Origin of the sequence: Saccharicrinis aurantiacus (genome assembly GCF_947489045.1) — a bacterium.
Classification (GTDB): Bacteria; Bacteroidota; Bacteroidia; order Bacteroidales; family Marinilabiliaceae; genus Saccharicrinis; species Saccharicrinis aurantiacus.
On the sequence record NZ_CANLCN010000016.1, the window covers coordinates 73,143 to 98,626 of the forward strand.

The following is a 25,484-nucleotide window of genomic DNA, read 5'->3' on the forward strand; positions in this document are numbered from 1 at the left end:
AAAAGATATAAACGAACACTCAGATAAACAGCCTAATATGAATAAAAACAACTCACAAGAACCAAATAAAGATCAAATACCCGATGAAATTCCCAGCTCCGAAAAAAAAGGTAATCCCATTGTACTATTTACTCGTATTACCTTAATAATTGCAATACTATTTTTTATTTGGTATGTATTATCTGATAGAAAAACACCCTATACGCAACAAGCTTATATTACAGAACTAATCATCCCAATAACTCCAAGAGTGACTGGGTATGTTACCGAAGTAAATGTGCAGCTCAACAGCAGTGTTAAAACTGGTGATAAGCTATTCGAAATTGACAAACAGCCTTTTGATTTAGCTCTTAAAAAGGCAGAAGCAAATTTAGATAATGCTTCGCAACAAATCGGAGCACAAGGTGCTACAGTTAAAGCAGCAGCTAGTAGTGTTGGTGTAGCTAAAGCACAATTAGATAGAGCACAAAGAAATTATGACCGTACACAACGATTAATTCAGAAGAATCCGGGTGCTGTTTCTCAAGCTGATATCGATAGAGTTGAAACCTCCCTTAGCCAATCGGTTGAGAAATTAGCCAATGCAGAAGCAAATTTAACCAAAGCTAAAGAACAGTTAGGGGCTGAGGGTAACAACAACGCACAACTAAGATTAGCAATTGCTGAAGTTGAGAAAGCAGAACTTGATCTTTCCTTTACAAATATTTTTGCCTCAAATGATGGATTTATAGAGAGTTTTAATATTGATATTGGTTATTACGCGCAAGCTGGGCAGGCAATGACCACCTTAGTCTCAAAGCAGGATGTTTGGATTCAGGCCGACTTTACTGAGAATAATATCTCACTAATGAAAATTGGCGACCCAGTTAGTTTTGCACTTGATGTAGCTCCAGGTAGAAGATTTAAAGGTAAAGTACGAGGAATTGGTAATGGCGTAGATACAGGCAATTCAGTTAATAGAGGCGGCTTACCTACTATATCTAGCTCAAGCTCGTGGTTAAGAGATCCGCAAAGATTTCCGGTTACCATTTCATTTACAGATGAAGAAGCTGCTTTAATCTGTCGTTCTGGAGGGCAAGCAGATGTAGTTGTTTTTACAAGCGATAGCGGTTTTTTTAACACGCTAGCCAAATTCAGATTATGGATTAATTCGTGGTTATCTTATGTACGCTAATAAAAAAGCACTTAGCTTAATTCCTAATATAGAACAGGAATATGTTCCTCTGTTCAGGTATGCCTTCGGATCAACATTACTGATGTGTATTGCTATGACTTTTGTTTGGGACATGGCTTACTTAACGCCTGTTTTAGCTTTAAGTTTTATAGCTCCTGGCACAACAGTACCAAGCTTTAAAAAGGGAATATTATTTGTAATTACAATTGCTATTACCACCTTTATTGGCTTCGTGTTTACTAAGTTTTTCATTCATATGAAACTTGTTTTTATCCCAATTCAAACACTCGCCATATTTGGCATATTTTACACCAATAAATTAAATGCCCAAGTAAAAGTATTTATGCTAATTAGTTTATTACTAATTCCACTATTGGGCATGCAATCTATAAAAATTGCACACGCATTTATGGTTACTTTTATTACAGGTGCTTGCATTACAATAGTGTTAGTTTGGTTAATGTTTGCTCTATTTCCTGATAAAGATATCAGTGCTAATGAAATAAAAAGTATAAGTAAGGCTAATCAAAACAATGATGAAAAAGAACGGTTTTATAGGTCTCTTGAAAAAATCTTTATCGTTTTGCCAATTGTATTATGCTTCTTCTTTTTTCAATGGACAGGTGCTGTATTGGTTCTTATTTTTGTAGCGATATTATCCATGCAAGAAACCTTTAATCTAAAATCTGGATTTGCCATGATTATAGGCAATTTAGGCGGTGGAATATTAGCAATAATTGCCTTCCAAATTTTAACCATGGTTCCCTTCTACCCAATGCTTATTTGCATAATCGCCTTAGGAAGTTTATTCTGTGCTTCGCATCTATTTTCAAATAAAAAAATAGCACCCCTTTACGGAATGGGATTTTCTACATTCTTATTAATTACGGGTCAATTTTTAACCAGTACCGACGATGCTAGTGCAAATGTTTGGATTCGCGTATTTCAGATAATGACTGCGATTGCTTATGTTCTTATAGCTTTCTCAATAAGTAAAGCATTCAAAATTAAACCAAATTCTTAATGTCTATGAAAATTCAATACATATATGGTATTCTATTCAGCTTATTCCTATCGGGATGTATGTTGGGGCCAAATTTCACAAGCCCTGAAGTTAGAACACCCACCTATTTTAATAATGATACTTTAAAGAGTGCCAAAGAAGTCAATTTAATTTGGTGGAAAATATTTAACGATACCATTTTAAATAATTTAGTAACAAAAGCTCTACACAATAACAATGATGTACGTATTGCCGCAAGCAGACTAGAAGCGGCTCAAATTAATATTGATTATACAAAAGCGGATCAATACCCTTCGTTTTCATATGGTGCAAACGTTAATGCTTCTGGATTATCGGGCAATACTTCTAGTTCTCTTAATTTTTATCCTCAGCTTGCATGGGAAGTTGGTTTTTGGGGCAAGTACCGACGATTAAATGAGGCAGCACAAGCTAGTTATTTGGCAAGCGAATATGCACAGCAAATGGTACGTTTATCTGTTGTTACAGCAGTTGTAAGTACATATTATAATATTATGGCAGGTTATGGGCAATTAAAAATTGCAAATAACACATTAGCAACCCGAGATAGTGGTTTAATTATAATGTACGATAAATTTGAAACTGGTTTAATATCGTTAATGGATTATAATCAGGCGAAAATACAGCGCGATGTGGCTGCTACTACAGTGCCAACCTACAAACGATTAATTGTACAAAACGAAAATGCTTTAAGTATACTTTTAGGAGAAACTCCCCATGAAATAGAAACGGGTATTTATTTTTCTGAGAATAATTATAGTATTGACATTCCTGTTGGTCTGCCCTCAGAATTGTTACAACGCCGACCAGATATTAAACAGGCAGAAGCCCTTTACCAAGCTAGTAACGCTCAAATTGGTGTGGCTGAATCAATGCGCTGGCCGTCGTTAAATTTAACGGGAATAATAGGAGGTGCCAGCAGCGATTTAAGTAACTTAAGTAGCATGGGCTTAACCTGGTCTGCCGGAGCAAGTATTTTTGGACCTATTTTTCAATTTGGTAAAAATAAAAATCGTGTAAAAATCTCAATTCAAAATACCCAACAAGCTTTAATTAATTACGAACAAAGTACACTTGTGGCATTCAGAGAAGTTGAAGATGCGCTAGTTAGCATATCAACCTACAAGGAAGAATTAAATGCTCAGTCTTCGCGAACTTATACTGCAATCGAATCTGAAGAACTTGCCCACATCCGTTACAACGAAGGATCAACCACCTATCTAGAGGTACTTGAACAACAAAGACAATCATTTTCGGCTCAACTGGATTTATTAAATAATAAGTTAAATTTGGTAAACTCATACATTACCCTATACAAAGCATTGGGAGGTGGATGGCTTACTGAAGAAGAATTAAATAACAATTAGTAATTTAAAACCTATAATATGGAAAAAGACAACAATGAAGCTGCTATAAACAGAGCAGTAAATACGGCATTACGTATTAGTTTTATAGCATTATTAATTATCCTTAGCTTTTGGATACTAAAACCTTTTCTGGCACCGGTTGCTTGGGGGATAATATTTGCAATTGGCATATTTCCGTTGCATAAAAAACTATCAAAACTATTGGGTAATAAAGACAAAGTTTCAGCAACTATAATAGGGATATTAGGTGTTGCATTAGTGGTTGTACCTGTGGTTTTATTTGCCAATTCAACCATTGATGGTGTGCATGATGCCTACGAAGCCGTAGAAGCCGGAACATTTAAGATTGACCCTCCAAACGAATCTGTTGCTGATTGGCCAATAATTGGTAAAAAGGCCTATGAAGCTTGGAGTTTAGCATCTGAGAATTTAACAGCGCTTATTTTAAAGTATGAGTCTCAATTAAGAGGTGTTGTACCTAAAATTACTTCTGCAGTTGGAGGTTTAGTTAGTACTGTACTGCTATTCATTATATCTATTGTTATTGCATCTTCTCTATTGTTATTTGCTGAACCAGGTAAAGCTGCTGCCAATAAAGTATTTGCCACCTTAATAGGAGAAAAAGGAAAAGAATTTACTGAATTATCGATGTTAACCATTAGAAGCGTTGTTCAAGGTGTTATTGGTATCGCAGTTATTCAAACCTTCTTTTTAAGCATCGGAATGTTTTTTATGGGCATTCCTGCTGCTGGTATAATCTCTATTATTGTATTAATCGTTGCTATAATTCAGCTACCCCCTACTTTGGTTATGCTACCTGTAATCATATATGCATTTAGCATGGGAGGCACAACTGCCGCAATAATATTTGCCATTTGGAGTATATTTTGGAGTCTTGCCGATACCTTCTTAAAACCTATGCTTTTAGGTAAAGGCGTTGACGTTCCTATGCTAGTAATATTGCTAGGGGCAATTGGAGGTATGTTATTATCAGGCCCTGTTGGCTTATTTGTTGGCGCGGTTGTTTTAGCATTAACTTATAAAATATTCGATTCTTTAGTTAAAGAATAAGCAAAACCTTATTAAGTATAAGCCGAGGATATTCTTTATTCTCGGCTTTTTTATGTCGAATTTGCTTAAATCTGTATCGAAAACACATATGTAATTCTTTGATTTCATTGCCTTTAGATTTATTACGCCTTAACTACAGCTATGCAATAAAAATCACTTGGTAATTCCACTAGAAGCTTTAACAACTTCTTCTAATACAAATTACCACGATCTAAGCTTTTTATTTAGTTTAACTATATTTTTCTCCGTTACGATATTATCAATGTAGCAATGACTTTATATCAGAATTCTGTCATTCCCTATAGTAGTCACTCTATAATTATTAAAAATTCCTTACTTGCAACATCTAAAAAAAAGAAATCCAATTAACACTTAAGCTAATTGGATTTCTATATAATAAGGTTTTCCGAACTTTATTCTTACTTATAAGTCAAGATTGATTTTAATACCGGCTCTAAACCAACGTCCTGGTTGGTTAATATTTCCGAAATCAACATAATCGTTATTGAATATATTACTTGCTTCGGCATAAATGGTATACTTAGGCTTGGTCCAATGAACTCGCAAATCGCAAAGCCAGAAAGGATCGTAATCAATAACATTGCCATTTACAACATCAGTGTACTCACCCATTCTATCTTGGTAAAGAAAATTCCATGTGGCACCTAAGTTAGAAATTAACTTATGCGATACTCCCGCATTAAATTTATGCTTCAGATAATTAAAAACATATGCTGAAGTATAACCCGGAAGTGCATCTTTACTTTGATCGAGCCAAGCGTAATTTAAATTAACATTCTGCACAAAAAAGTTTGGTGAAACCAATTGAGCAAAATTAATATTGGCACTGGCCTCAATACCTACCGTAGCTATATCATTAATATTAGAAGTTGTATATTTTCCATTATCTCCTAATTCTTCTGTTGGAATACCCCAATCAATCATATTTTTTCCATCACGATAAAACCCAACAAATGTTGCATTAATACCTGATTCAAGATATTTAAATCCGGCTTCGTAAGTGGTAGCTTCTTCAGGCTTTAAATTAGGATTTCCCACATTGGTTGGGCCATTGTAAAACAAATCAGTAAAGGTTGGCATACGCAATGATTTATTAACGCTCGCAAATCCTTTAAGTCCTGATGTGATCCAATAACTGGCATCTATACCTGGGAAATAATCAAAGCCAAAACCTAGGCCTGAGTTATAATTGGCCATTAAGCCGGCAGATACAGATAAACGATTGTGTGTATAAGTATGCTCTAAAAAGAATGATGCATTGCTACGACTATAAGAGTTGGTGAAAGTTCCTTCTGGCTCGCCAGGAACATCAATAGGCTCGTCCATTGGTAAACCTAATACGTTACTCCATACGTTCTCTGAACGGAAATCGCCACCTACAGCTGTTTTACCCGCTGCCCATGGGATAACTGCATTCATATTTGCGCCAAACACATCAGTTAAATGATAGTTATGACCATCGTACCACGAAGCTGCATCTTCATAATCTCTATAAAGTTCAAATCTATCTTGATGACGACGCCAATAAATAGAAGGTTTCAGTTTTATTTTACCATCAGATTGGAATGATAAACTCGCAAATGTGGTTTTGTTTTGCTCAAACTGATTTGGATAATCTGCAGAATAGAATGAGTTAGCTCCGAATTCTTTATCGGTATGCCCTACTTGTAAATCGAGCTTATCGCCTTGTAAATCTAACTGACCTTGGTAGAAAACGTTATACGAATCAAAATCAGTGTTGGCCATGAAACCATTACTGGCACTTTTGTTGGCTGCAATATAGTTTTTGGTATTTCCTTTAATAATTGTAGCGTTACCTCCTACATTATATAAACCAAAATCGCCACCCATGGCGTTAACCGTAATATTATTTTTTTCTTTGGTACCAGTAACAAAGTTAATGGCTCCACTAAAAGCATTAGGCCCGTGTACACGTGATCCTGGACCTTCGAGTACTTCAACACGCTCTATACTTTGCATGTCGATAGGCAAATTAAGACTAAGGTGACCGGTTTGTGGATCGGTGATATTAATACCATTTAATAGAATCATTACCTGATCAAAAGAACCTCCACGGATACTAACATCGGCCTGTATACCCATGGGCCCGCGCTGACGCACATCTACTCCCATTACGTACTTCAATAAATCTTGCGGACTTTGAACGGGTAAGCTTTCGATTTCTTTACGTGTGATAACGTTTACCACTCTACCTACTTCAGAATAGAGGGCGGGCGATCGGCGTGCCGAGACTTCTACTTCCCGGATATCGATGTTTTGATTGATACTTGCTGTATCTTCTTGTGCCCACGATACAGTGTTAAATCCGCACAGAAAGTAGGCGGTTGCCAAAGTGGCTATTTTAGTTTTGCTGCCTATGGTGCTAAATAAAGCAAACCCTTTTCTACTCCATCTCTTAAAGGTTACTACTTCTGAATTAGAAGTAGAATAACTTTTCATCTTCATATTGTTATGTTTTTTTTATAAATCAGAAACGGTTGTGGTTTCTATTATAATTAGGCCGTCTCTGTTAATTTGGGCGCAAAAATAGTATTTACTTTTATAATAAAAGAGTAATGTGTCTTTTTAATACAGAAATTAAACACAACATGCCTTATATAAGCAGTTATGATTGGAGAATAATACCAAATGCGTTATTGAATTATTTATAGATTCTACGATGAATAAAATAGAGATATAGCCATAGCTACATTGATATTTAATGAAGCAGTAGAATCTTTATAGAAACAATTTATATCAATCATTTGATGATGTTTTTGGTATAAGCATAGAAAAGGCGTTTCTGATATTGCTTCAGAAACGCCTTTTAATGTGACAGAATCTAAGGTATTTTATTTCTGTAGCTTTAGCTTCAAGGCTGCTACTAATTCTTTAACTAGCTCAGGATTTTCATCAGCTATATTTTTGGTTTCTTTTTCTGCACTGGTGTGATCATATAACTCAACAAAACCATTTTTATGAAGCGTTAATCGATGCGTTTCGGTTCTTATGGTAGATGCATTGCTTTTATATGCCACTGCATAATGACCTTTCTGATGCGGTTGTTCTAATATCCCTTTCAAGGATACGCCCTGGGCAAATGTTGGGAATTCAACTTTAGTTAGATCGCACAGAGTGGGGAAAATATCTAGTGTTTCAACAACAGCTGTGGTTTTGGTTCCCTTGTGCTTCATACCAGGGTAGTGGATAATCATTGGTGAATGTAAAGACTCTTCAAACAGGCTATGCTTACCCCATATGGCATGTTCGCCTAGGTGCCAACCATGGTCGCCCCAAAGTACCACTATGGTGTTTTTATCTGCACCAGTCCTTTTTAATTCAGCCAACACTTTTCCAACTTGCGCATCGGCATAGCTTACACATGCCGCATAATGGCGCCTTACGTCATCGGCAAAAGCCGCATCATTATTGGCATCTTTACCCCATGTATTGTACCTATTAAATTCGCTTGATCCATGCCAAGTAGTTTTACCTACTGGTTTGTGAGGATGATGAATAGCTGGAAGTTTACAATTCTCATAAATATCGAAATAGGATTTTGGTGCCCCAAAAGGTAAATGTGGTTTTATAATACCCACAGCCATAAAAAATGGTTTTTCATCGTCTGCTGTAAGTATTTGTAATTGCTTTAAAGCCTCATCGACAATCACTCCATCAGGATAAATTGTATCATCGCCTTCCACAGTCTGAAAAACATCCATATCCTTTGCATTTTTTCTGATTTCGCCATGAGCTAATCCATGCATTGCGCCCCTTGGGTGTTGCCATTCTGCAACGGGCATTAGGTGTTTATCCCATGCGTTGGGCATTTCTATTACCGAATCATCATCCCAATTGGCACCACCTCTTCCGCCAGGGTTATGCGACACCTTCCCCACTGAAACCGTAGTGTATCCATGCGTTCTAAACCACTCTGGCATGCTCGGGTCAATTGTTTTATTTCCGCTTTTTATTTCTTCTGCACGAAGAAAAATAGCATTGTTCTTTGCTGAACCATACTGGCCGGTAAGCAGCGTGTAGCGCGATGGTCCGCAACTAGGGGCATTTACATAGTGCTGCTGAAATGAAACCCCATTTTTTGCCAATTTATCAATGTTAGGCGATGAAATATAAGAGGCACCATAACAGTTTAATTCAGGCCTCAAATCATCAACACAGATGATTAAAACATTTGGTTTTTCTTTTTTGGCAGCAAGGGCATATGGCACAATTAACAGCGCACATATGGCAATAACGAGCGTGAATTTCTTTTTTTTCATTTGTTGTTTTTTTTAAGAATAAGACATTTGTACTTTCTGGTAATGATATAGATTCTACTGTGTGTATCTGGTCATAATAATATTATCAATGTAGGAACCTTCTTTGGTTTTTATAAATTTTCTTTGCACCCCTGTTTTCTCAAAACCTAAATTAGCATATAGCTTAAGTGCACTTTGATTAGTATTAAATACTTGTAACCAAGTGGCCTCAATGTCGGCATTTTTATCAACCCACGATAAAAGTATTTTTAAAAGCTCAGTACCAATACCCTGACCCTGCCAATCCTCGTGGATACCCATTCCGATATAGCCAGTATGTTTAAGCATTGCTCGCTCAGTAAACATTAAATCAACATTTCCGACAATCTCTCCTTTATATTCAGCCACTAACAGAAGGTCATTTTTTCCATTCTTAAATTTGTTAATCCAGTCAGTATGAGTTTTGGCCATTTCTGAAAATTCTGGCTCAGTTAATGGTATAAAACCACTTCGCAAATACGATTTTACGCAAGACTGCAAACTTTCGGAATCTTCTATTTCACATTCTCGGATGGTAATTAATCGGCCTAAATTATCTTTTATTTTTAGTGGTACTATTTTCATTTTTCTTAGTTAGTTATTACCAATACCATGTGATCACTCAAAAGTAAGCTTGCAGCAACAATTTGCAGGGTATTGGTAGTTTAAATAATTGGGCAATTTCTAATGTTATGGAATTATTTCTGTGATTTTATTTTTTGTAGTATAATAAATTATTTATAATGCATTATTAGGGGAAGTAATTATATCTCTAGAAGTTGTATCAAAAATAATTAAACCTTCTTCTTTAGCTCCTAGCTGCCCAATTAACTCCCCTTTTTCATTCCAAATTGATGATTTACCTGCGCATTCATAACCTCCTGATTTACCAACATAGTTGGCCATAAAAGTTAGCAGCTTATTGTTTTTAGCTATGTTAGAAAGCTTTTTTAGTTCAGCATCAATGCCATTTATTGAACTTAATACACTTGCTATATAAATAGTTGCATTATTTTGTTTTGCAAACTCGCAATGTGCTTTATTTGATGCTTCATAACAAATAGCTAGAGCTACAATTTCTGTATCAAACTTTAGAACTAGTGGATTTTTGCCTGCTTTAAAAATCGGTGCTTCTGGTGGATATAAATATTGTTTTGAATAGGTAGTTCGCTTCTTATTGGCTTGAAAAATAATCATACTCACGAACGTATCTCCATCCGCTTTTGTTGGTAATCCAACGCCAATTGTAATTCCATTTTTATCAGATAAACGCTGAATCTCATCCAGTCTTATATCATCTTGATTACTAGCAAGCCCTTCAGCTAAATCAGGTTCGTAACCCGTTAATGACAACTCAGGGAAAACCACCATATCTGCGTTATACTGAACGGCTTGTTTTATCCATTTTAAATGAGTGACTAGGTTTTGCTCAATATTTCCTTTTATTGCCTCTATTTGTGCTATTGCTATTCTCATCTTATTAACCAATTCAATTTTTAATTGTACCTGCTTCTTTTATATTACCGAATTATAACAATCCGCAAAATCCTCCTTCACATGCCCTATATTTATTATTGAATACTTGACCTTTTATAACTCTGCACCCTATCCATCAGTTTCTCTAATGAGCCGAGCCCTATTCTATATTGCTGATGTTTTTTGCTTTTACTATTAACTGTATAACTGATTTATAGTCTTCACTTAATTCTACAACCATATTACCCTTTTCGTGCTGCAGTTTTCTAACTTTCAGTTTTACAGTATTTCTAAGTTTTATTTCTTCTGAATTTGTAATTAGTAAGGGTTTCATGTGCATTCTAAATACTCCGAATTCACGTACAAAACCGAATAAAACAAAATAATCTAATCCTCGATAGAGTTTAAACTCCTCAATTCTAGGACTGACATTAATTCTCGCATCGTAATTTTGCCTTATCGTTTTTACTGTAAAACTAGTTTGATAAATTTCAACGCTAACATCTGTAATCTCATTTCCGTCATAGCGTTCTATGAATGATTGCTGTTTTCTATAGTTGATGTAACTAATAGTATAAAACCCTAGATAAACGATAAGGAAACCAAAAATATATACGAATCTTGAAACGGTATTCCAGTCCACTCTCAGGCTTTCATACTCAGCAAAGTGCATTGCAATTGATAAAACAGAAAAAAGCATAATAACAACAGCAATAAAACTCCATGCAAGCCGTGCTTCTTTGTCAGAGAATAGGTATTTCAAATAATTATTAGGCGTCATGTGAATTTCTTTTACTGTTAACGATTCTAATTAGGGTTGTAGACTGATTTGACAAACACAATAGAATCGCACTTATTTAATGAACTAAAGTGTCTAATCAACATAGTCTGCCATCTCATTGCTGTACACTGAGTTTTTTAGTTGTCAACAAACCATAAATCAGAAATCCTAACCCAAATAATATATACGGAAGGCTTAAAAGTTGACCCATATTAAAAGTCATTCTATTCTCAAAACCTACTTGATCCTCTTTTACAAATTCTATTATAAATCGTGCTGTAAATATCAAAACAAGTACAAGTCCAAAATAGAAACCATTCTTAAGCCTTTCCCTATGTTTTTTATATAGATAAAACATAATCCCGAAAATTAAAAAGTATGAAAGAGCTTCATACAACTGTGCTGGATGCCTAGGTATATTATCTACTCTTTCAAATATTATTCCCCATGGTTTTGATGTTGGCATTCCAATAATTTCCGAATTCATAAAATTAGCAAGCCTTATAAAACCACCTCCTAAAGCCGCTACAACAGCAATCAAATCAATAGTGTCAATAATTGCATGTTTAGTTTTACGAGAGTATAATATTAAAGCAACAATAAGCCCAAGGGCCCCACCATGACTTGCTAGTCCTTGATATCCTGTGAATTTCACCCCTCCTTCTTCAAGGACTTGTATTGGTAATATCATTTCTATAGGATGTGATAAATAGTAACTAGGTTCATAAAACAAGCAATGTCCTAACCGAGCACCAATAATAATTCCAACAACTCCATACATAGAGAGCTTTTCTATATTTCCAGGTGGTATATTTTCACGTTTAAAAATCTTATCTAGCATTGAGATACACAGGATTATTCCAGTCACAAAAAGCAATCCATAATAGCGTATAGATATTCCAAAAATATTTATAATCTCAGGATCTGGAGACCAATGAATATAGGTTAACGTCATAATATTGATTTAAAGTAGGATGTATTTGCCTTTCTACCCCAAAGGCACGTACATTATTTTGCCCTGAAAGTACATAAAACAAACAAATATCATTTATGATAAATGTTTAAACCTATGTAATTTATATACATAATAAATAAGCATCGGTATTTAGCTGCAATCATTACTCCTAGCTTGTTTAGCTGTTTTTTTTAATGGATGCATCTGAAACTAAATGCCGCTATTTTTTATTTCAGAATTTGATATAGTACTGAATTTCATTATTTTCATATATGTATTCTTTTAAACAAAAAATATAAAACCTCTTTTTAATCTTTATTATATGAACCCCGATTACCCAGTATTTCATCGCACAAACGTGCCTATTAAAAGCTACAAACATCAATGTCCATCCACAATTTCACACCTTATATTTAATAGACTCTGCATGCCTTTCGGCCTATACAATATTAAAAAAGAGCATCAGTATTGCACTTAGCTGCACTTGTGTTAAGCTTCGGCTAGCATGGTATTGGCTTTTGTTTATTTACACATTGCATCACATTTGCAGCAAAGGCATGCGTAAACCCGCAAGGCCCCGGAAAAGTGCAGCAGAGCTTTGCACAAATCCGTAAGCCATCAGAAAATTACAGCGGTGGCATTCATAAACCAACATGGCGTCAGAAGTTTACAGCATAGGCTTGTATTAATACGCAAGAGCTGAAAAATTTGCAGCAGAGGCGCACGTAAACCCACAAGCCACCAAAAAAGTGCAGCAGGGCTTTGCGAAAATCCACATTAGTAAAAGCGAACGATAGTATAAACGTTTATCCCTTTAGTAACTATTTTAAATCAGAATTAACCGAGTTGCGAGGCCTGTTTCTCGCACAAGAGGCAGTAATTGGGGCAAGTATGCCTTAGCTAAAAATCGCAACTCATTTTAATAACTTAATGTTTAACATATGAAGAAAATACAGAAAGCCATTTCGCACATGCGAAATTCAGAAGTAGCTGGTTTAACACAAGAGATTTTGTTAGATTTCAGCGATGATTTGCTCGCAGCAGATGGGCGTTTAAATCGTATTGTAGCTTCTATTCAAATGCGATTGGGCAAATTAATTGAGGCCATTAGCCGCAATAAGGCCGAATCGGAATTGGAAGAGCTCGATAACAAACGTGATAAATTATACAGTTCAATTAGGAATATGGTTTCGGCGTATCAAATGCATCCCGACCAGGGTATTGCCAATGCGGCTAAGCAAGTGGATGCCATTATTGATAATTACGGATCGGAGCTTAATAACTTGGGCTTTTCGGCGCAATCGGCACAACTGAAATCGTACTTTGCCGATTTTAAAAAGCCTGAAATAAGTGCTAGCATAGCCATGTTGCCAACTGTGGGCGATATGGTAACTGCACTTGAAACGCAAGAAGACGAATTTATTACTAGTCAGCATAACTATAAGGATGCCATCAATAAAGTGGAACAAAATTCGAATGCTAGTGCGCTAAAAAAGGAATTGGTAGCGGAATTAAACAACAAGCTTATCCCCTATCTTCGCTTGGTTCAGGCAATGGATGATGCTGATTTTATGGAGCCTTGCGAAAAAATAGCGAATAAAGTTAGCGCCGCTAATAATGTAGTGAAGCAACGCAGCATTAAATTGAATTAGAGTTTTTACTGAAGGGATATTATGAAAGTCAGCTTGTGTGAGCTGACTTTTTTTTGCATTACACAAACTACAACATTTGATATAAAACACAAATCCCCTCATCGCTATGATGAAGGGAAATGTATAGGTGGAAATAATCCACTATGTAAGAATTAATTAGTCAAGCGTAAATTCTACATACTCAATTGTATTGGTGTACTCAAACGGAGTACGGTACTCTGATGATACGGTAGAACCAAGGTCCATACCAATATCCATTGTTTCTGTTGCTGAGTATCTGAAAGGAACAACTTTTTCGATTTTAGTAGTACCCACTTGTTTTCCGTTTATAAACAAGGTAGAAACTCCACCAGCTCCATGATGTTTTTCATCTGATTGTTTGTAAACCATTTTAACATCAATCTCACCTGCAGGTAGGTTGATATTAGAAACTACTTTGTAATAGTTCTCATGGAAGAAATTGTAAGTGTAACACAATTTGTTATTCTTCACAAATAATGTGTATCCAGCAGCGCTACCGCCATTAGCTACAATAACTCCTTCGTCGCCTTTTTTGAAATTCAATTTAGCAGAGATGGTGTGATCTAAAGCATATACCTGTGGTGCACTTCCTTCAGGAACTCTTTTTGTTCCAGACAAATATTTAAAATGTCTTTTTCCTTTTGTAATAGAAGGGCGAGCTTTATTAAAGGCACGCTCAACAAAACGATCGTCAAGAGGGAATACATCATATTTGTTGGCCTCTTCGTTAAATATTGCTTTTAACTCTTCAAGCTTATCTGGATATTGCTCAGCTAAATCGTTAGCCTGAGAAAAATCTTCTTCAATATTATATAGTTCCCAAACATCGTTTTCGAAACCAACAGAACCACTCAACTGCCATGGCACACCATGGAACGATCCAGCTACCCATCCATCGTGATAAATAGCTCTATGACCACCTACTTCGAAATATTGCGTTTTTCTAGTACCTTCAGCATATGCATTCTCAAAAGAATAGTTCATAGGTACTCCTGCCAATGGAGTTTGCTCAACACCATTTACACTAGTTGGGAATTCGATTCCTGCAGCTTCGTAAATAGTTGGAGCAATATCAACTAAGTGGTGAAATTGCGTTCTCTTTTCGTTTTTAGCTTTAATTCCTTTAGGCCATGAAACGATAAATCCATTACGTGTTCCACCAAAGTGTGATGGTACTCTCTTCATCCATTTAAATGGTGTACTTCCAGCCCAAGCCCAAGGCACAGCATAATGGTTTTCGTGTTTAGGACCACCAATTTCATCTAAAACAGCTAATTGTCTTTCAACATTATCTGGGAATCCATTTTGAGTCATTAAGTTGTTAAGCGTACCAGTTAAACTACCTTCAGCACTAGCTCCGTTATCGCCAATTACATACATTACCATGGTGTTTTCTCCACCAGGAAGTGCACGTGCTTCGTCAATAAGTTTACCTACATAATGATCTGTATGAGCTAAGAATCCAGCAAATACTTCCATTTGGCGAGCATATAATTTTTTAGCTTCGTCTGTTTGCTCATCCCAAGATGGAATTGCATCCGGACGCTCAGTAAGAACGGTATTCTCTGGGATTATACCCATTGCTTTTTGACGCTCGAATGTTTTTACGCGCATGGCATCCCAACCATCGTCGAACTGACCTTTGAACTTTTCAATCCATTCTTCTGATACATGTAGTGGAGCATGAGCCGCACCTGTAGAGAAGTACATGAAATATGGCTTTTCTGGAGAAACAGATTTCTGCTGACGCATCCATCTAATGGCATCCTCTGTAAGGTCTTCAGTTAAATGATAACCCTCTTCTGGTGTTTTAGGAGGTTCAACACTTAATGTATTTCTGATAAGCTGAGGCTCCCATTGGCTTGTTTCACCACCTTGGAAACCATAAAAATATTCGAATCCTAAACCAACTGGCCATCTGTCGAAAGGTCCAACAGGACTTGTTTCCCAGTCAGGCGTATTGTGCCATTTTCCCCATACAGCAGTACCGTATCCGTTTTGCTTTAACACTTCGGCAACAGTAGCTGCTTTTTTGTCTAAGATACTATGGTAACCCGGGTAACCTGTTGATAATTCAGAGATTGTTCCGAAACCAACTTGGTGATGATTTCTTCCTGTTAACATAGCCGCACGTGTTGGACTACAAATACCTGTTGTATGAAAACGAGTATAAGATATCCCTTCTTCTGCTAATTCATCTAAAGCTGGCGTTGGTATAGGCCCTCCGAAAGTTCCTGTTTGTCCGAAACCAACATCATCTAATAATACTATAATAACATTAGGCGCCTCTTCTGGAGCCTTAAATGGCTGTGGGTAATCTTGCTCAGACGTTTCAAAGGTTTCACCTATTTTACCGTTAAACTCTGGCAAGCTTTTAGGTAATGTGTTGCCATCACCCTCAGTTCTTTTACCTTGTTGTGGTGCACAAGACGCAAGAACCAAAACTACTAAAAGTAAGTTTATTATTTTCTTCATCATTTATAATTTATATTAAACTTATATGTATATGTTGCTTTTATAACCGTATGTCAATTACAAAGCCTTTCCTATTTTTCTACTTCTATTAAAAATACTCTGTTAAATTTAAATACAATGCTTTGGCACCATTGGTACCCACACCGTAATCTATACCAAAGTTTGTACGTGTAGCTTTTTGTATTTGAATACGTAAACCAACACCTGCACCAAGTGCCCAACTATCAAATAAATCAACATTGGCATCGTTAGCCGAAGCAGAAGATGCATTGGCAAATACTACTCCACCAAATAAGTCTGGATTTTTTGCTAGTATTGGTAACCTGAAACGGTACTCAGCTTCAGCATAAAATAAATCATCACCTCTCCAACGCCCTTGAGCAAAAGCTCTACCTGAACGGCCCATTTGATCCCATCCTACTGATGGTAAAGCCATATAAGGCAATGTTCCACTAGTAGTAAGGTTTGCATAAGTCCACACTGCAATTAAGTTACGTGGCACTTCGTCTGATAAACTAAAGTAATCGCGATACTCTAACCATAAGGTAGATGAACTTTGATCGCTACCTAAAAACTCAGCGTTATACTTGTATTGGATATTTGCAAAACGTCCGGTGTAAGGATTAGCAATGTTATCACGTGTATCGTAAATAGCATTGGCTGAAACTCCGGCAATGGTATAACCTGTTGGATCAAAACCATGCTTCATACTATAAGTGTAATGGTGTGTATAATTTCCATTCTCTTTGTCTAAAGCCAAATCGTTAATGTTGCTGTATCTATCGTAATGTGCACCAATACCTAAATAGAAACTTGGCTTAACCTGATACAATGCTGTTTGGTAAAAACGAATTAAATCGAATTCCATAGGCTCTTCATCACCTAACTCATCTTCACTCTCGAAAGGAGATACACCTGGTGTAAGTGTGTTAGAACCCGAACCAGTACCCAATCCGTAGGTAGGCTGCGACGAGAAAAACAAACGATAATCACCCTGTAACATCCAATTGTTTTCGTTCGTATAAACCGTAGATTTAAGTGTGAAAAGTGTTTGCTTTTTAGAAGTGTGTGCAGCTGTTATCATAGCGTTAGACATCTTTGTAGTACTAGGATCACCTAAAAATATACTACCTGAAGCTGCACCTCCGTACATAAATCCAAAAGCAGGATTAGAAACCAATATAGGAATTGGTGCTAAATATAACTTTCCTTCTTTTACCTCTGATTTATCTTTTTTTGCTTCTTGCTCCGCTTGTTCTTTTTCAATCTCAGGAGTAAGCTCTTGATTGTTCTGAATGGTTTGTGCATGTGTAAGACTGAATAATCCTAACATTACCACTAATGAAAAAATGTACTTTATATTCATATGAATACTATTACTTTTAATTGATGTGTATTTAAAAATCTTGACAAAGATGGAATATGAGAGAGTGATATATTATCCGATAATAATCAAACACTCTCCCAAAACAGTCATAAATAATATAATGCTAATTCTGCATCTTGTGTAATTTAAATAGATAGTTGTATTAACCGAACTTAAGCAAATACTCACTATTAAGTGAGTAGGCAGGTTTGTTAGATATTTCACAAGTTAAGCATAAAGGTGATTGAAGCATAGCAGTTCGTGCTTTATTTATCTCCTTTTACAGGAAACTCTTTAAATTTAAAAAAATGAGAGTACACTTTTGTTCTATTGACTTCAGCGAATTTTCATAACGCAACTAATACCATGCAATAAAAAATAAGCTTTACCACTGATAATCAAAGTATGATTCTAGTAATTCTGCTAAATTTTAACTCGTTTCTATTTCTGATAGTGTTTTTGTACTAACTGACGAGCAAAACCTGCAAAACCAACACGATTTTGATGAACCGCTGATACAAACACAATAACGGTATTGGTTTTGGGCGAAACGTAAAGTCCTTGGCCATATCGACCTGCTTTGTACATATCACCATCCGGAAATACTGCATCCCATTGGTAAGTAGCATGTGTAGGCTCACCTTTAAACTGTTTGTTCATATTTTCTCCTTGCTCACTTATTTCAAAAGCTTTGGTAAAACCCTCATTATTGTATACTTTCTGAAAATATGCATCGCTAACAATTTGATTATTCGCTACCAAATTCCAACTTGGCGTATATAACATTCCGAAACGAGCCATATCGCGCAAGCGAGAGGCAAAGAATCCACCAGAGATGGGTTCACCTTTTGCAGACATTCCGTAATGGCCATCACTTTCCATACCAGTCTTTGTCCAAATACGGTCAGCCACAACTTCTTCATATTTCATATTAGTTACTCTTTCTACAATAAAGCCAAGTATCTGTGTATTCATCGATGAATAATCAAATTTAACACCCGCCTCCATATAGCTCTTCACATCTTTCATTAACTCAAACATCGAAGGGCCATCTTCTTCATGACGTGTTGCTAGTGAGTAACGAACAGCTTGATTTAATGGATGCTCCGGATTCATAAAATTTGCATTTGTTTCTACATAATCCATACCCGATACATGATGAAGAAGATGCTTAACCTTTACTCTCTTCCAATCGGCACTATTGTATTCTGGTATATAATGATTAACACTTTGCTCCAAATCGATTAAACCCTCTTCAACCAGAATATTAATTGTTAAGCCCAAAATTTGCTTTGAAGCTGAAAACCATGAGTGCTTATCCAACTCTCTCATCCCCATATATTCTTCCAATACAATTTTACCATTATGAATTACCAATACACCCTGCATTCGGGCCGTTTCATCTTGCATCAGCTCACTTAAAGGCATGTTACCAAGGGCTGTACTTGTCATAGTGTTTGCCAATGTATTATCTAACTCCTTATCCAACATAGCCACCTGTCCTGCTCCTCTATTCACCGTGGCAGAAGCATACATCTCAGGAATATTCATAAACGCATAGGTACCTACATCGCCATTAATTAAAAAATCTTTGCTTCGGTAATTCAATCGATATTTCATTGTCTTTTCAGGAGGAACACCATCTTTAAATTCAGAAACTGGTGATATTTTCTCAGTAGTTTGTGCTGCAGCTACATTACCAATTATAAGTAATGCAACTAATAGTTTTATTGCTTTCATACTATCCATTTTTAATTATTTAAAATTTTATAAAACAAATGTAGAAGCAATAATCAGTGAACTTTGCTCAATAAAGTCCATTTACAAACCAATAAAGTTCGAAAGGGGTGTTTTATTGATATAACAATATGCTTTTTACTATTTTTACCTTATGGAGCAAAGCAATTCTGTATATATTAAACTTAAAGAAGGTGGGGCTGCTCACTATTTAAATGTACTCAGTAAGTATTTAGGTGGTGATAAAGACGATAACCATCTTGTTATTGAGCAAGGGAAACTAAAAACAATAGTTTCATACTATCAACTATATGAGGATTTTGATTTAATAGTATCCCAGGCTAATTACCCCAATGATATTATTATTGAGCGCGAGCCCGATGAGCTACTTGATTATTATCATTTTAATATGATTAACCAAGGGCTAGTAAAACAAAATATTGAAGATAAAGATCAGTACACCCAAGCAGATTCAACCACGGGGGTATTTATATATAATGGACTGTTCCCACTTACTTCAACCTTTTCGGCACGTAGTAATATACAATCCATGGCTTTTAAGTTTTCTAAAGCTGCCTTGTCCAAAATAATGCCCGAAGCAATAGAATTGTTGGATGCGCTCTTTGAGAATAACGAACCCAAAGCCTACCACACTGGATTAAGCGGAGAGCTGAGTAAAATTTTACAAGAGCTATTCTATTACGAGAATTCAGGCTATGGCAGAATTCCTCTAGTGATGTCGAAGGGTTTAGAACTGCTCCCTGCTCTATTGCAAACCTTGAAAAAACAATTGGATAAAGATGAACTAAATGGACTGCACATTGATGATTACAATAGGCTGCTGGAAATAAAAAAGTACTTACTCGCTAACCTCAATAGCAAAATTAATATTGAAGATATTGCTGAGCAATTTGGCATAAGCTTATCGAAACTAAAGCGCGATTTTAAAAGCCTATTTGATACCACCATTTATAAGTATTATACACACGCCAAAATGGACGAAGCACACCGACGATTGCGCACAGGTAAATACTCTGTTACTGAAGTGGCCTACGATTTAGGTTATCAAAATAGCTCTAAATTCTCATTAATGTTTAAGCAAGTTAAAGGCATCAATCCAAAGGATGTACTAAACCTTGGTACGCCTAAATAAAATCTAAACTAAATAAGAAAAATAACTTTATACTCGTCTTATGACAATTATGGAATAACTATTGGGTATTTTGGAATAATAAGTCTGCTGTAATTAAATGATTTTTGTATAGTTGATTTCCGATGAATAACTCCATGCAATTGACATGGTCAAAAAACAATCGGAACTTGTAAGGAAAGACAATTACTATTTAATATACACTTTATGAAACAGATTTCAGTTTTATTACTACTGGCTATCATTACTTCGTTTTCGGTTGCCAATGCGCAACAGAATAATGGCAATGACCCATTTAATCGTTCAATTCTTCCTATTCCGGAGCAACCTTTTAAAGGTAAGATAGGTATTACTCCATCCGATTCAGAAATGGATTTCCCAGCAATGGTTACTCCACCTGAAGGAGCTCCCAATGTATTAATCATTATGACTGATGATGTAGGTTTCTCTGCTTCTGAAGTATTTGGTGGTCCTATTCCAACGCCAGCATTCGACCGTTTGGCAAAAGATGGATTAATTTTTAACCAGTTTCATACAACAGCTCAGTGTTCGCCTACACGTACTGGCTTACTTACAGGACGTAATCACCATACAGGTGGTAACGGATCTATTATGGAGTTAGGTGTTGGATACCCTGGTTACAACACATTAACATCACAATCATTAGTTGGTATTGGTACTATTCTTAAAGAGAATGGATACAACACTGCTTGGTATGGTAAAAACCACAATGTACCTGATTGGCACAATAGCCAAGCCGGACCTTATGATTATTGGCCTACAGGTTTAGGTTTTGAGTATTTCTATGGTTTCCTTGGTGGTGATTGTCACCAATTTGCACCAGCATTATTCGAAAACACTACGCCTATTGAACCTCCTTACAAAGAGGATTATCACTTTGATAAAGATATGGCTGATCAAACGATCGATCGTATCCGAATGCTAAATTCTATTGCTCCTGAAAAACCATTTATGGTTTATTATACACCTGGTTCAACACATGCGCCACACCACGCTCCTAAAGATTGGATTAAAAAATTCGAAGGTCAATTCGACATGGGATGGGATGAATTAAGAAAAGAAATTCACCAAAAACAATTGGATTTAGGTATTATTCCTCCAGGAACAAAACTAACACCACGTCCGGATGCGATACAAGCTTGGGATTCTTTAGACAAAGAGCACCAAGAAGTATTTGCTCGTATGATGGAGGTTTATGCTGCTGCTCTTAGTCACTGTGATTACCAAATTAACCGTGTATTAGATGCCATTGAAGAAACTGGCCGTTTAGATAACACGCTTGTTATTTATATTCAAGGAGACAATGGCCCTGGTGGTGAAGGTGGCGACACTGGTTTATTAAACGAGATTGCCGTATTTAACGGAGTAAAGGAAAAATGGGAAGACATTAGAGGTGCATACGAAAGAGATGAGCTTGGTGGACCTTTACATTTCAACCACAAACCTGCAGGATGGGCACACTCAATGGCTACACCTTTCCAATGGACCAAAATTGTAGCATCGCACTTTGGTGGTACTCGTAACGGAATGGTTATTTCTTGGCCTGATAAAATTAAGGCTAAAGGTGAAATTCGTTCTCAATTCCACCACGTAATTGATGTATTGCCAACTGTATTAGAAGCAACTAACATTCCTGCTCCTACTAAAGTAAATGGCGTTGATCAAAAGCCTATGGAAGGAACAAGTATGGTATATACTTTTGATAATCCTGATGCACCATCGACACGTACTACACAGTATTTCGAAATTTTTGCACGTAGAGCCATCTATCACGATGGATGGGTAGCTGGTACTACACCAAAATCTGCACCTTGGATTATTGTTCCTACTTCTGAAAATGCACACACTGAATATGAGTGGGAATTATATAACGTAGCAGAAGACTTTAGTCAGTCTAACGATCTTGCAGCAGAATACCCTGAAAAACTACAGGAGATGAAAGACCTGTTCTTGGTAGAAGCTACAAAATACAATGTATTGCCTTTAGACGATAATATCTTGCCACGTTTCGCCGTGTCAAACCGCCCAAGTCATGCGGGCGATCGTACTTCTTTTACTTATTACCCAGGAATGGTAAGAATACCAGAAGGAAGTGCTCCTGACTTGAAAAACAGATCGTTCTCGATTTCTGCTGAAATTAACTTAACAGAAGAAGGAACCAACGGTGTTATTGTAACTCAAGGTGGTAGACCGGCTGGTTACGGACTTTACCTAAGAGACGGAAAATTAGTATACCACTACAACTATGTAGGTACTGAGCGTTACGAGGTAGTGTCTAAAAATGCCTTACCATTAGGTAAATCAACAGTTACCATCGACTTTGATTATAAGGGTAACGGTTTCGGAGGTCCTGGAATAGCAACTATGCTAGTAAATGGCAAAAAAGTAGCTAAAGGAGAAATTGGAAATACCATTCCAATTCGTATTTCTCTTGACGAAACTTTTGATGTTGGTGAAGATACAGGTACACCAATTTCTGAAGACTATGAAACACCTAATCATTTCGAAGGTGAATTGATTAAAGTTCAAATTGACTACAAATAATTTAAATAACAGTGAGCTGACTACCGCTAGGCAATGTGCCTAGCGGAAAGTCTCTCATCTTACCCCCAAAGAGCCTCCCTCACCATGTTACTACAATACTGCCTTAAGCAAAAAGATGGAACTCACCTATACTAAAGCCCTTCAAAATACAAGGTTTACTAGAGTACATCTTTCGTAAAACAGGTTTATACCCCCCCTTACAGCATCCCTCCCTCCCTTCTTTTTCATTTTAATTGATGATAACAATTTGTGATAAAATCATAAAAAAGGGTTAAAAACTTGTAGCTGAAATAACAAATCCTAATTTTGCGTTAAAGAAGCAATACCATGGATACAAAAGAACCTTTAGTTTTTGAACTTCAAGAAGGCCCTTTTATTAACTATATCAGTACATTTCATAAGCATTTTGGCGGTGAGCTAAAATCAGATTCCTATTACTACAAGCAAGGGAAGATTGAGCTTATAGGTTCGATTACTGAAATAGCCAGCAATATTGAATTATCGGTGTCTGAGGTGACCCATCCTGATGGTATTAAACTATTGCGCTTACCTGATAACAATCCTGAATTCTTGCATCTCATCGTAGTTCACACAGGTCACTATACTTTGGAGTATGATAACCAGTTGCAGCATCTCGAAGCCGAGAGCACCAAAGGTATTTTCTTTTACAACGGTTTGTTCCCTTTAACAGGCGATTTTCCCGCTAAAGTACCGCATAAAGCCATCTCCATTAAATTTGAGAAGAAGGCCTTAATAAAGTTAATACCCGAAATAGAGCCTTTGCTAAACAGAATGTATAGCACCACAGAAGGTTTGGCCTATCACATATCCCCTCCGCACGAAGTGTATAAATTGGTTGATGATATTCTGCAATACCATAGAGGTGGTTTTGCTGCCAAAGCGCTGCTTAAGGCACGTGGTTTAGAGATATTGGCAGTCATCATGAAAATGTTGGAGCAAATGAAGGATGATGATTTAAACGGATTGCACATTGACGATTATAAGCGTTTGATGCAGATTAAAAAACGTTTATTAAATTCCTTAACAGACAGTATTAATGTGGAGTCGATTGCCGAAGAATTTGCCATTAGCTCCTCAAAACTAAATCGCGACTTTAAGTCTCTTTTTAATATGAGTATTTACAAGTTTTATACACATTCGAAAATGGAGGAAGCCTATCGTCGCTTATTATCTGGTAAATACACCGTAACCGAAGTGAGTTACGATTTGGGATACAACACCCTATCTAAATTCTCCGAGATGTTTAAAAAGATAAAAGGAGTCAACCCTAAAAAGGTTATTCCTAATAAGTAAACTGTGAAGCAACGCAGCATTAAATTGAATTAGAGTTTTTACTGAAGGGATATTATGAAAGTCAGCTTGTGTGAGCTGACTTTTTTTATGTAGTTATTTAAGCCTGTAGGCAAATTAATAGAGTCACTGTTTGATTATCAGTGGCGGTAATTAATTTCTGAATGCATGAGGTCATTCGAAAAAAGAATTGCTATAACATCACTTTATAGTGGATAAAATATACAACCATGGTATGGCCGGCAAAAAGGTAAGCACCTTAAACCACCATACATGTGCGCTATTGTAGGCATACACATTAAACCCAAGGTAAAACAAGGTTGCAATGGTATAAAGTGCCAAGGAAATTAAAATTGCGAAGCCCTTTGCCATGCCATTTCCGGCTGCATCACTCCCCGTGTAATCGCCCCCTTGGTACATGAAGTAAATTAAAATAGATAATACTAAATAGATTACAAATGAAATAATGATTGTGGTGTAACTCATCGGATTCCTACTCATGTTGAAGCTCTAATGCAAAATGCGGGTTTATAATATCTGTGTAAAACTACAAAAATTAAATGGCCTTACGCTAAAGCTGATTTACAGAGGATCATCAAAACACTTAACATTTAAATAATATTAAATTAGACGTAATTATACGTCATTTTTAAAATATTTGACGTATGTTTGCGTCAAATAAGAAACTATGGTACAAAAGAAATCCGAATTATTTAGCGAAGAACTGACTGAACAAGCCAGTTATTTTAAGGCTTTATCGCATCCCGCAAGGATACAAATATTGAATTATTTGGCCACAATAAATACTTGTATCACAGGCGATATATCGGAGCAATTACCATTGGGCAGAACCACGGTGAATCAGCACATAAAAGAACTTAAAAACATTGGGCTGATAAAGGGGAATATAGAAGGTGTTAAAACCAAATATTGCCTAAATACCGAAAAAGTAAAAGAATTGAAGCAAATAATGTCTGCTTTTTTAAGCGAAGTAGATAATAGCGAATATAAATGTTAGTAAA

The 25,484-nt window shown here is 36.3% G+C and carries 19 protein-coding genes; 9 read left to right on the forward strand and 10 right to left on the reverse strand.

From position 1 onward, the window contains the following. The first annotated feature begins 37 nt into the window (after nucleotides 1–37). Genes QMO11_RS16695 through QMO11_RS16710 form a run of 4 tightly spaced genes read left to right on the forward strand, consistent with a single transcriptional unit; the run spans nucleotide 38 to nucleotide 4,654 of the window. Complete coding sequence (locus QMO11_RS16695; protein ID WP_282038524.1) at nucleotides 38–1,174, forward strand: HlyD family secretion protein; 1,137 nt, start codon at nucleotides 38–40, stop codon at nucleotides 1,172–1,174. Further along, complete coding sequence (locus QMO11_RS16700; protein ID WP_282038526.1) at nucleotides 1,164–2,198, forward strand: hypothetical protein; 1,035 nt, start codon at nucleotides 1,164–1,166, stop codon at nucleotides 2,196–2,198. Before QMO11_RS16695 ends, QMO11_RS16700 begins: the two co-directional genes overlap by 11 nt. Nucleotides 2,199–2,203: 5 nt before the next feature. Beyond that, nucleotides 2,204–3,583, forward strand: a complete 1,380-nt coding sequence (locus tag QMO11_RS16705) for an efflux transporter outer membrane subunit (RefSeq protein ID WP_282038528.1) — start codon at nucleotides 2,204–2,206, stop codon at nucleotides 3,581–3,583. 18 nt (nucleotides 3,584–3,601) lie between these two features. Beyond that, on the forward strand, nucleotides 3,602–4,654 hold the full coding sequence (locus QMO11_RS16710; RefSeq protein ID WP_282038530.1) for an AI-2E family transporter: 1,053 nt from the start codon (nucleotides 3,602–3,604) through the stop codon (nucleotides 4,652–4,654). 423 nt (nucleotides 4,655–5,077) lie between these two features. On the opposite strand, the gene QMO11_RS16715 is transcribed toward QMO11_RS16710, so the two are convergent. The 6 genes from QMO11_RS16715 to lgt form a co-directional block, all read right to left on the reverse strand. Continuing rightward, a complete protein-coding gene (locus QMO11_RS16715) occupies nucleotides 5,078–7,141 on the reverse strand; it encodes a TonB-dependent receptor plug domain-containing protein (protein WP_282038532.1) in 2,064 nt (687 codons plus the stop codon). Nucleotides 7,142–7,527: 386 nt separating this feature from the next. After that, nucleotides 7,528–8,955: a sulfatase gene (locus QMO11_RS16720; RefSeq protein ID WP_282038534.1), complete on the reverse strand. Its 1,428-nt coding sequence runs from the start codon at nucleotides 8,953–8,955 to the stop codon at nucleotides 7,528–7,530. 54 nt (nucleotides 8,956–9,009) lie between these two features. Next, a complete protein-coding gene (locus tag QMO11_RS16725; RefSeq protein WP_282038549.1) occupies nucleotides 9,010–9,558 on the reverse strand; it encodes a GNAT family N-acetyltransferase in 549 nt (182 codons plus the stop codon). A gap of 153 nt (nucleotides 9,559–9,711) precedes the next feature. Next, nucleotides 9,712–10,449 carry a carbon-nitrogen hydrolase family protein gene (locus QMO11_RS16730; protein ID WP_282038550.1) on the reverse strand — a complete coding sequence of 246 codons (738 nt, stop codon included), beginning with the start codon at nucleotides 10,447–10,449 and terminating at the stop codon, nucleotides 9,712–9,714. Nucleotides 10,450–10,609: 160 nt separating this feature from the next. Further along, nucleotides 10,610–11,230, reverse strand: a complete 621-nt coding sequence (locus QMO11_RS16735) for a hypothetical protein (protein WP_282038551.1) — start codon at nucleotides 11,228–11,230, stop codon at nucleotides 10,610–10,612. A gap of 115 nt (nucleotides 11,231–11,345) precedes the next feature. Further along, entirely contained in the window at nucleotides 11,346–12,185 is an 840-nt protein-coding gene (gene lgt, locus QMO11_RS16740) for a prolipoprotein diacylglyceryl transferase (protein ID WP_282038552.1), read from the reverse strand. Nucleotides 12,186–13,126: 941 nt separating this feature from the next. Between lgt and QMO11_RS16745 the strand changes: the two genes are divergently transcribed. Continuing rightward, nucleotides 13,127–13,837 (forward strand): DUF6261 family protein, encoded by a 711-nt coding sequence (locus QMO11_RS16745; RefSeq protein ID WP_075602470.1) that lies wholly within the window; start codon nucleotides 13,127–13,129, stop codon nucleotides 13,835–13,837. Between the two features lie 156 nt (nucleotides 13,838–13,993). On the opposite strand, the gene QMO11_RS16750 is transcribed toward QMO11_RS16745, so the two are convergent. The 3 genes from QMO11_RS16750 to QMO11_RS16760 all read right to left on the reverse strand — a co-directional run bounded on the left by QMO11_RS16750 (nucleotide 13,994) and on the right by QMO11_RS16760 (nucleotide 19,439). Next, complete coding sequence (locus QMO11_RS16750) at nucleotides 13,994–16,333, reverse strand: arylsulfatase (protein WP_282038553.1); 2,340 nt, start codon at nucleotides 16,331–16,333, stop codon at nucleotides 13,994–13,996. A gap of 88 nt (nucleotides 16,334–16,421) precedes the next feature. Then, nucleotides 16,422–17,699, reverse strand: a complete 1,278-nt coding sequence (locus tag QMO11_RS16755) for a BamA/TamA family outer membrane protein (RefSeq protein ID WP_282038555.1) — start codon at nucleotides 17,697–17,699, stop codon at nucleotides 16,422–16,424. A gap of 441 nt (nucleotides 17,700–18,140) precedes the next feature. After that, nucleotides 18,141–19,439, reverse strand: a complete 1,299-nt coding sequence (locus QMO11_RS16760; protein WP_282038556.1) for a serine hydrolase domain-containing protein — start codon at nucleotides 19,437–19,439, stop codon at nucleotides 18,141–18,143. 151 nt (nucleotides 19,440–19,590) lie between these two features. On the opposite strand from QMO11_RS16760, the gene QMO11_RS16765 reads away from it, so the two are divergent. The 3 genes from QMO11_RS16765 (at nucleotide 19,591) to QMO11_RS16775 (ending at nucleotide 24,465) form a co-directional block, all read left to right on the forward strand. Beyond that, nucleotides 19,591–20,589: a helix-turn-helix domain-containing protein gene (locus tag QMO11_RS16765; protein ID WP_282038558.1), complete on the forward strand. Its 999-nt coding sequence runs from the start codon at nucleotides 19,591–19,593 to the stop codon at nucleotides 20,587–20,589. Nucleotides 20,590–20,793: 204 nt separating this feature from the next. Next, complete coding sequence (locus tag QMO11_RS16770; protein WP_282038560.1) at nucleotides 20,794–23,151, forward strand: arylsulfatase; 2,358 nt, start codon at nucleotides 20,794–20,796, stop codon at nucleotides 23,149–23,151. Between the two features lie 327 nt (nucleotides 23,152–23,478). Beyond that, nucleotides 23,479–24,465: a helix-turn-helix domain-containing protein gene (locus tag QMO11_RS16775; protein ID WP_282038562.1), complete on the forward strand. Its 987-nt coding sequence runs from the start codon at nucleotides 23,479–23,481 to the stop codon at nucleotides 24,463–24,465. Nucleotides 24,466–24,663: 198 nt separating this feature from the next. Here QMO11_RS16775 and QMO11_RS16780 read toward each other — a convergent pair whose 3' ends face one another. Continuing rightward, complete coding sequence (locus QMO11_RS16780; RefSeq protein WP_139314828.1) at nucleotides 24,664–24,963, reverse strand: hypothetical protein; 300 nt, start codon at nucleotides 24,961–24,963, stop codon at nucleotides 24,664–24,666. Nucleotides 24,964–25,150: 187 nt separating this feature from the next. Between QMO11_RS16780 and QMO11_RS16785 the strand changes: the two genes are divergently transcribed. Beyond that, the gene (locus QMO11_RS16785) at nucleotides 25,151–25,480 is read left to right on the forward strand and encodes an ArsR/SmtB family transcription factor (protein ID WP_075602474.1); all 330 of its coding nucleotides are present in this window, start codon (nucleotides 25,151–25,153) and stop codon (nucleotides 25,478–25,480) included. Nucleotides 25,481–25,484 lie beyond the last annotated feature (4 nt).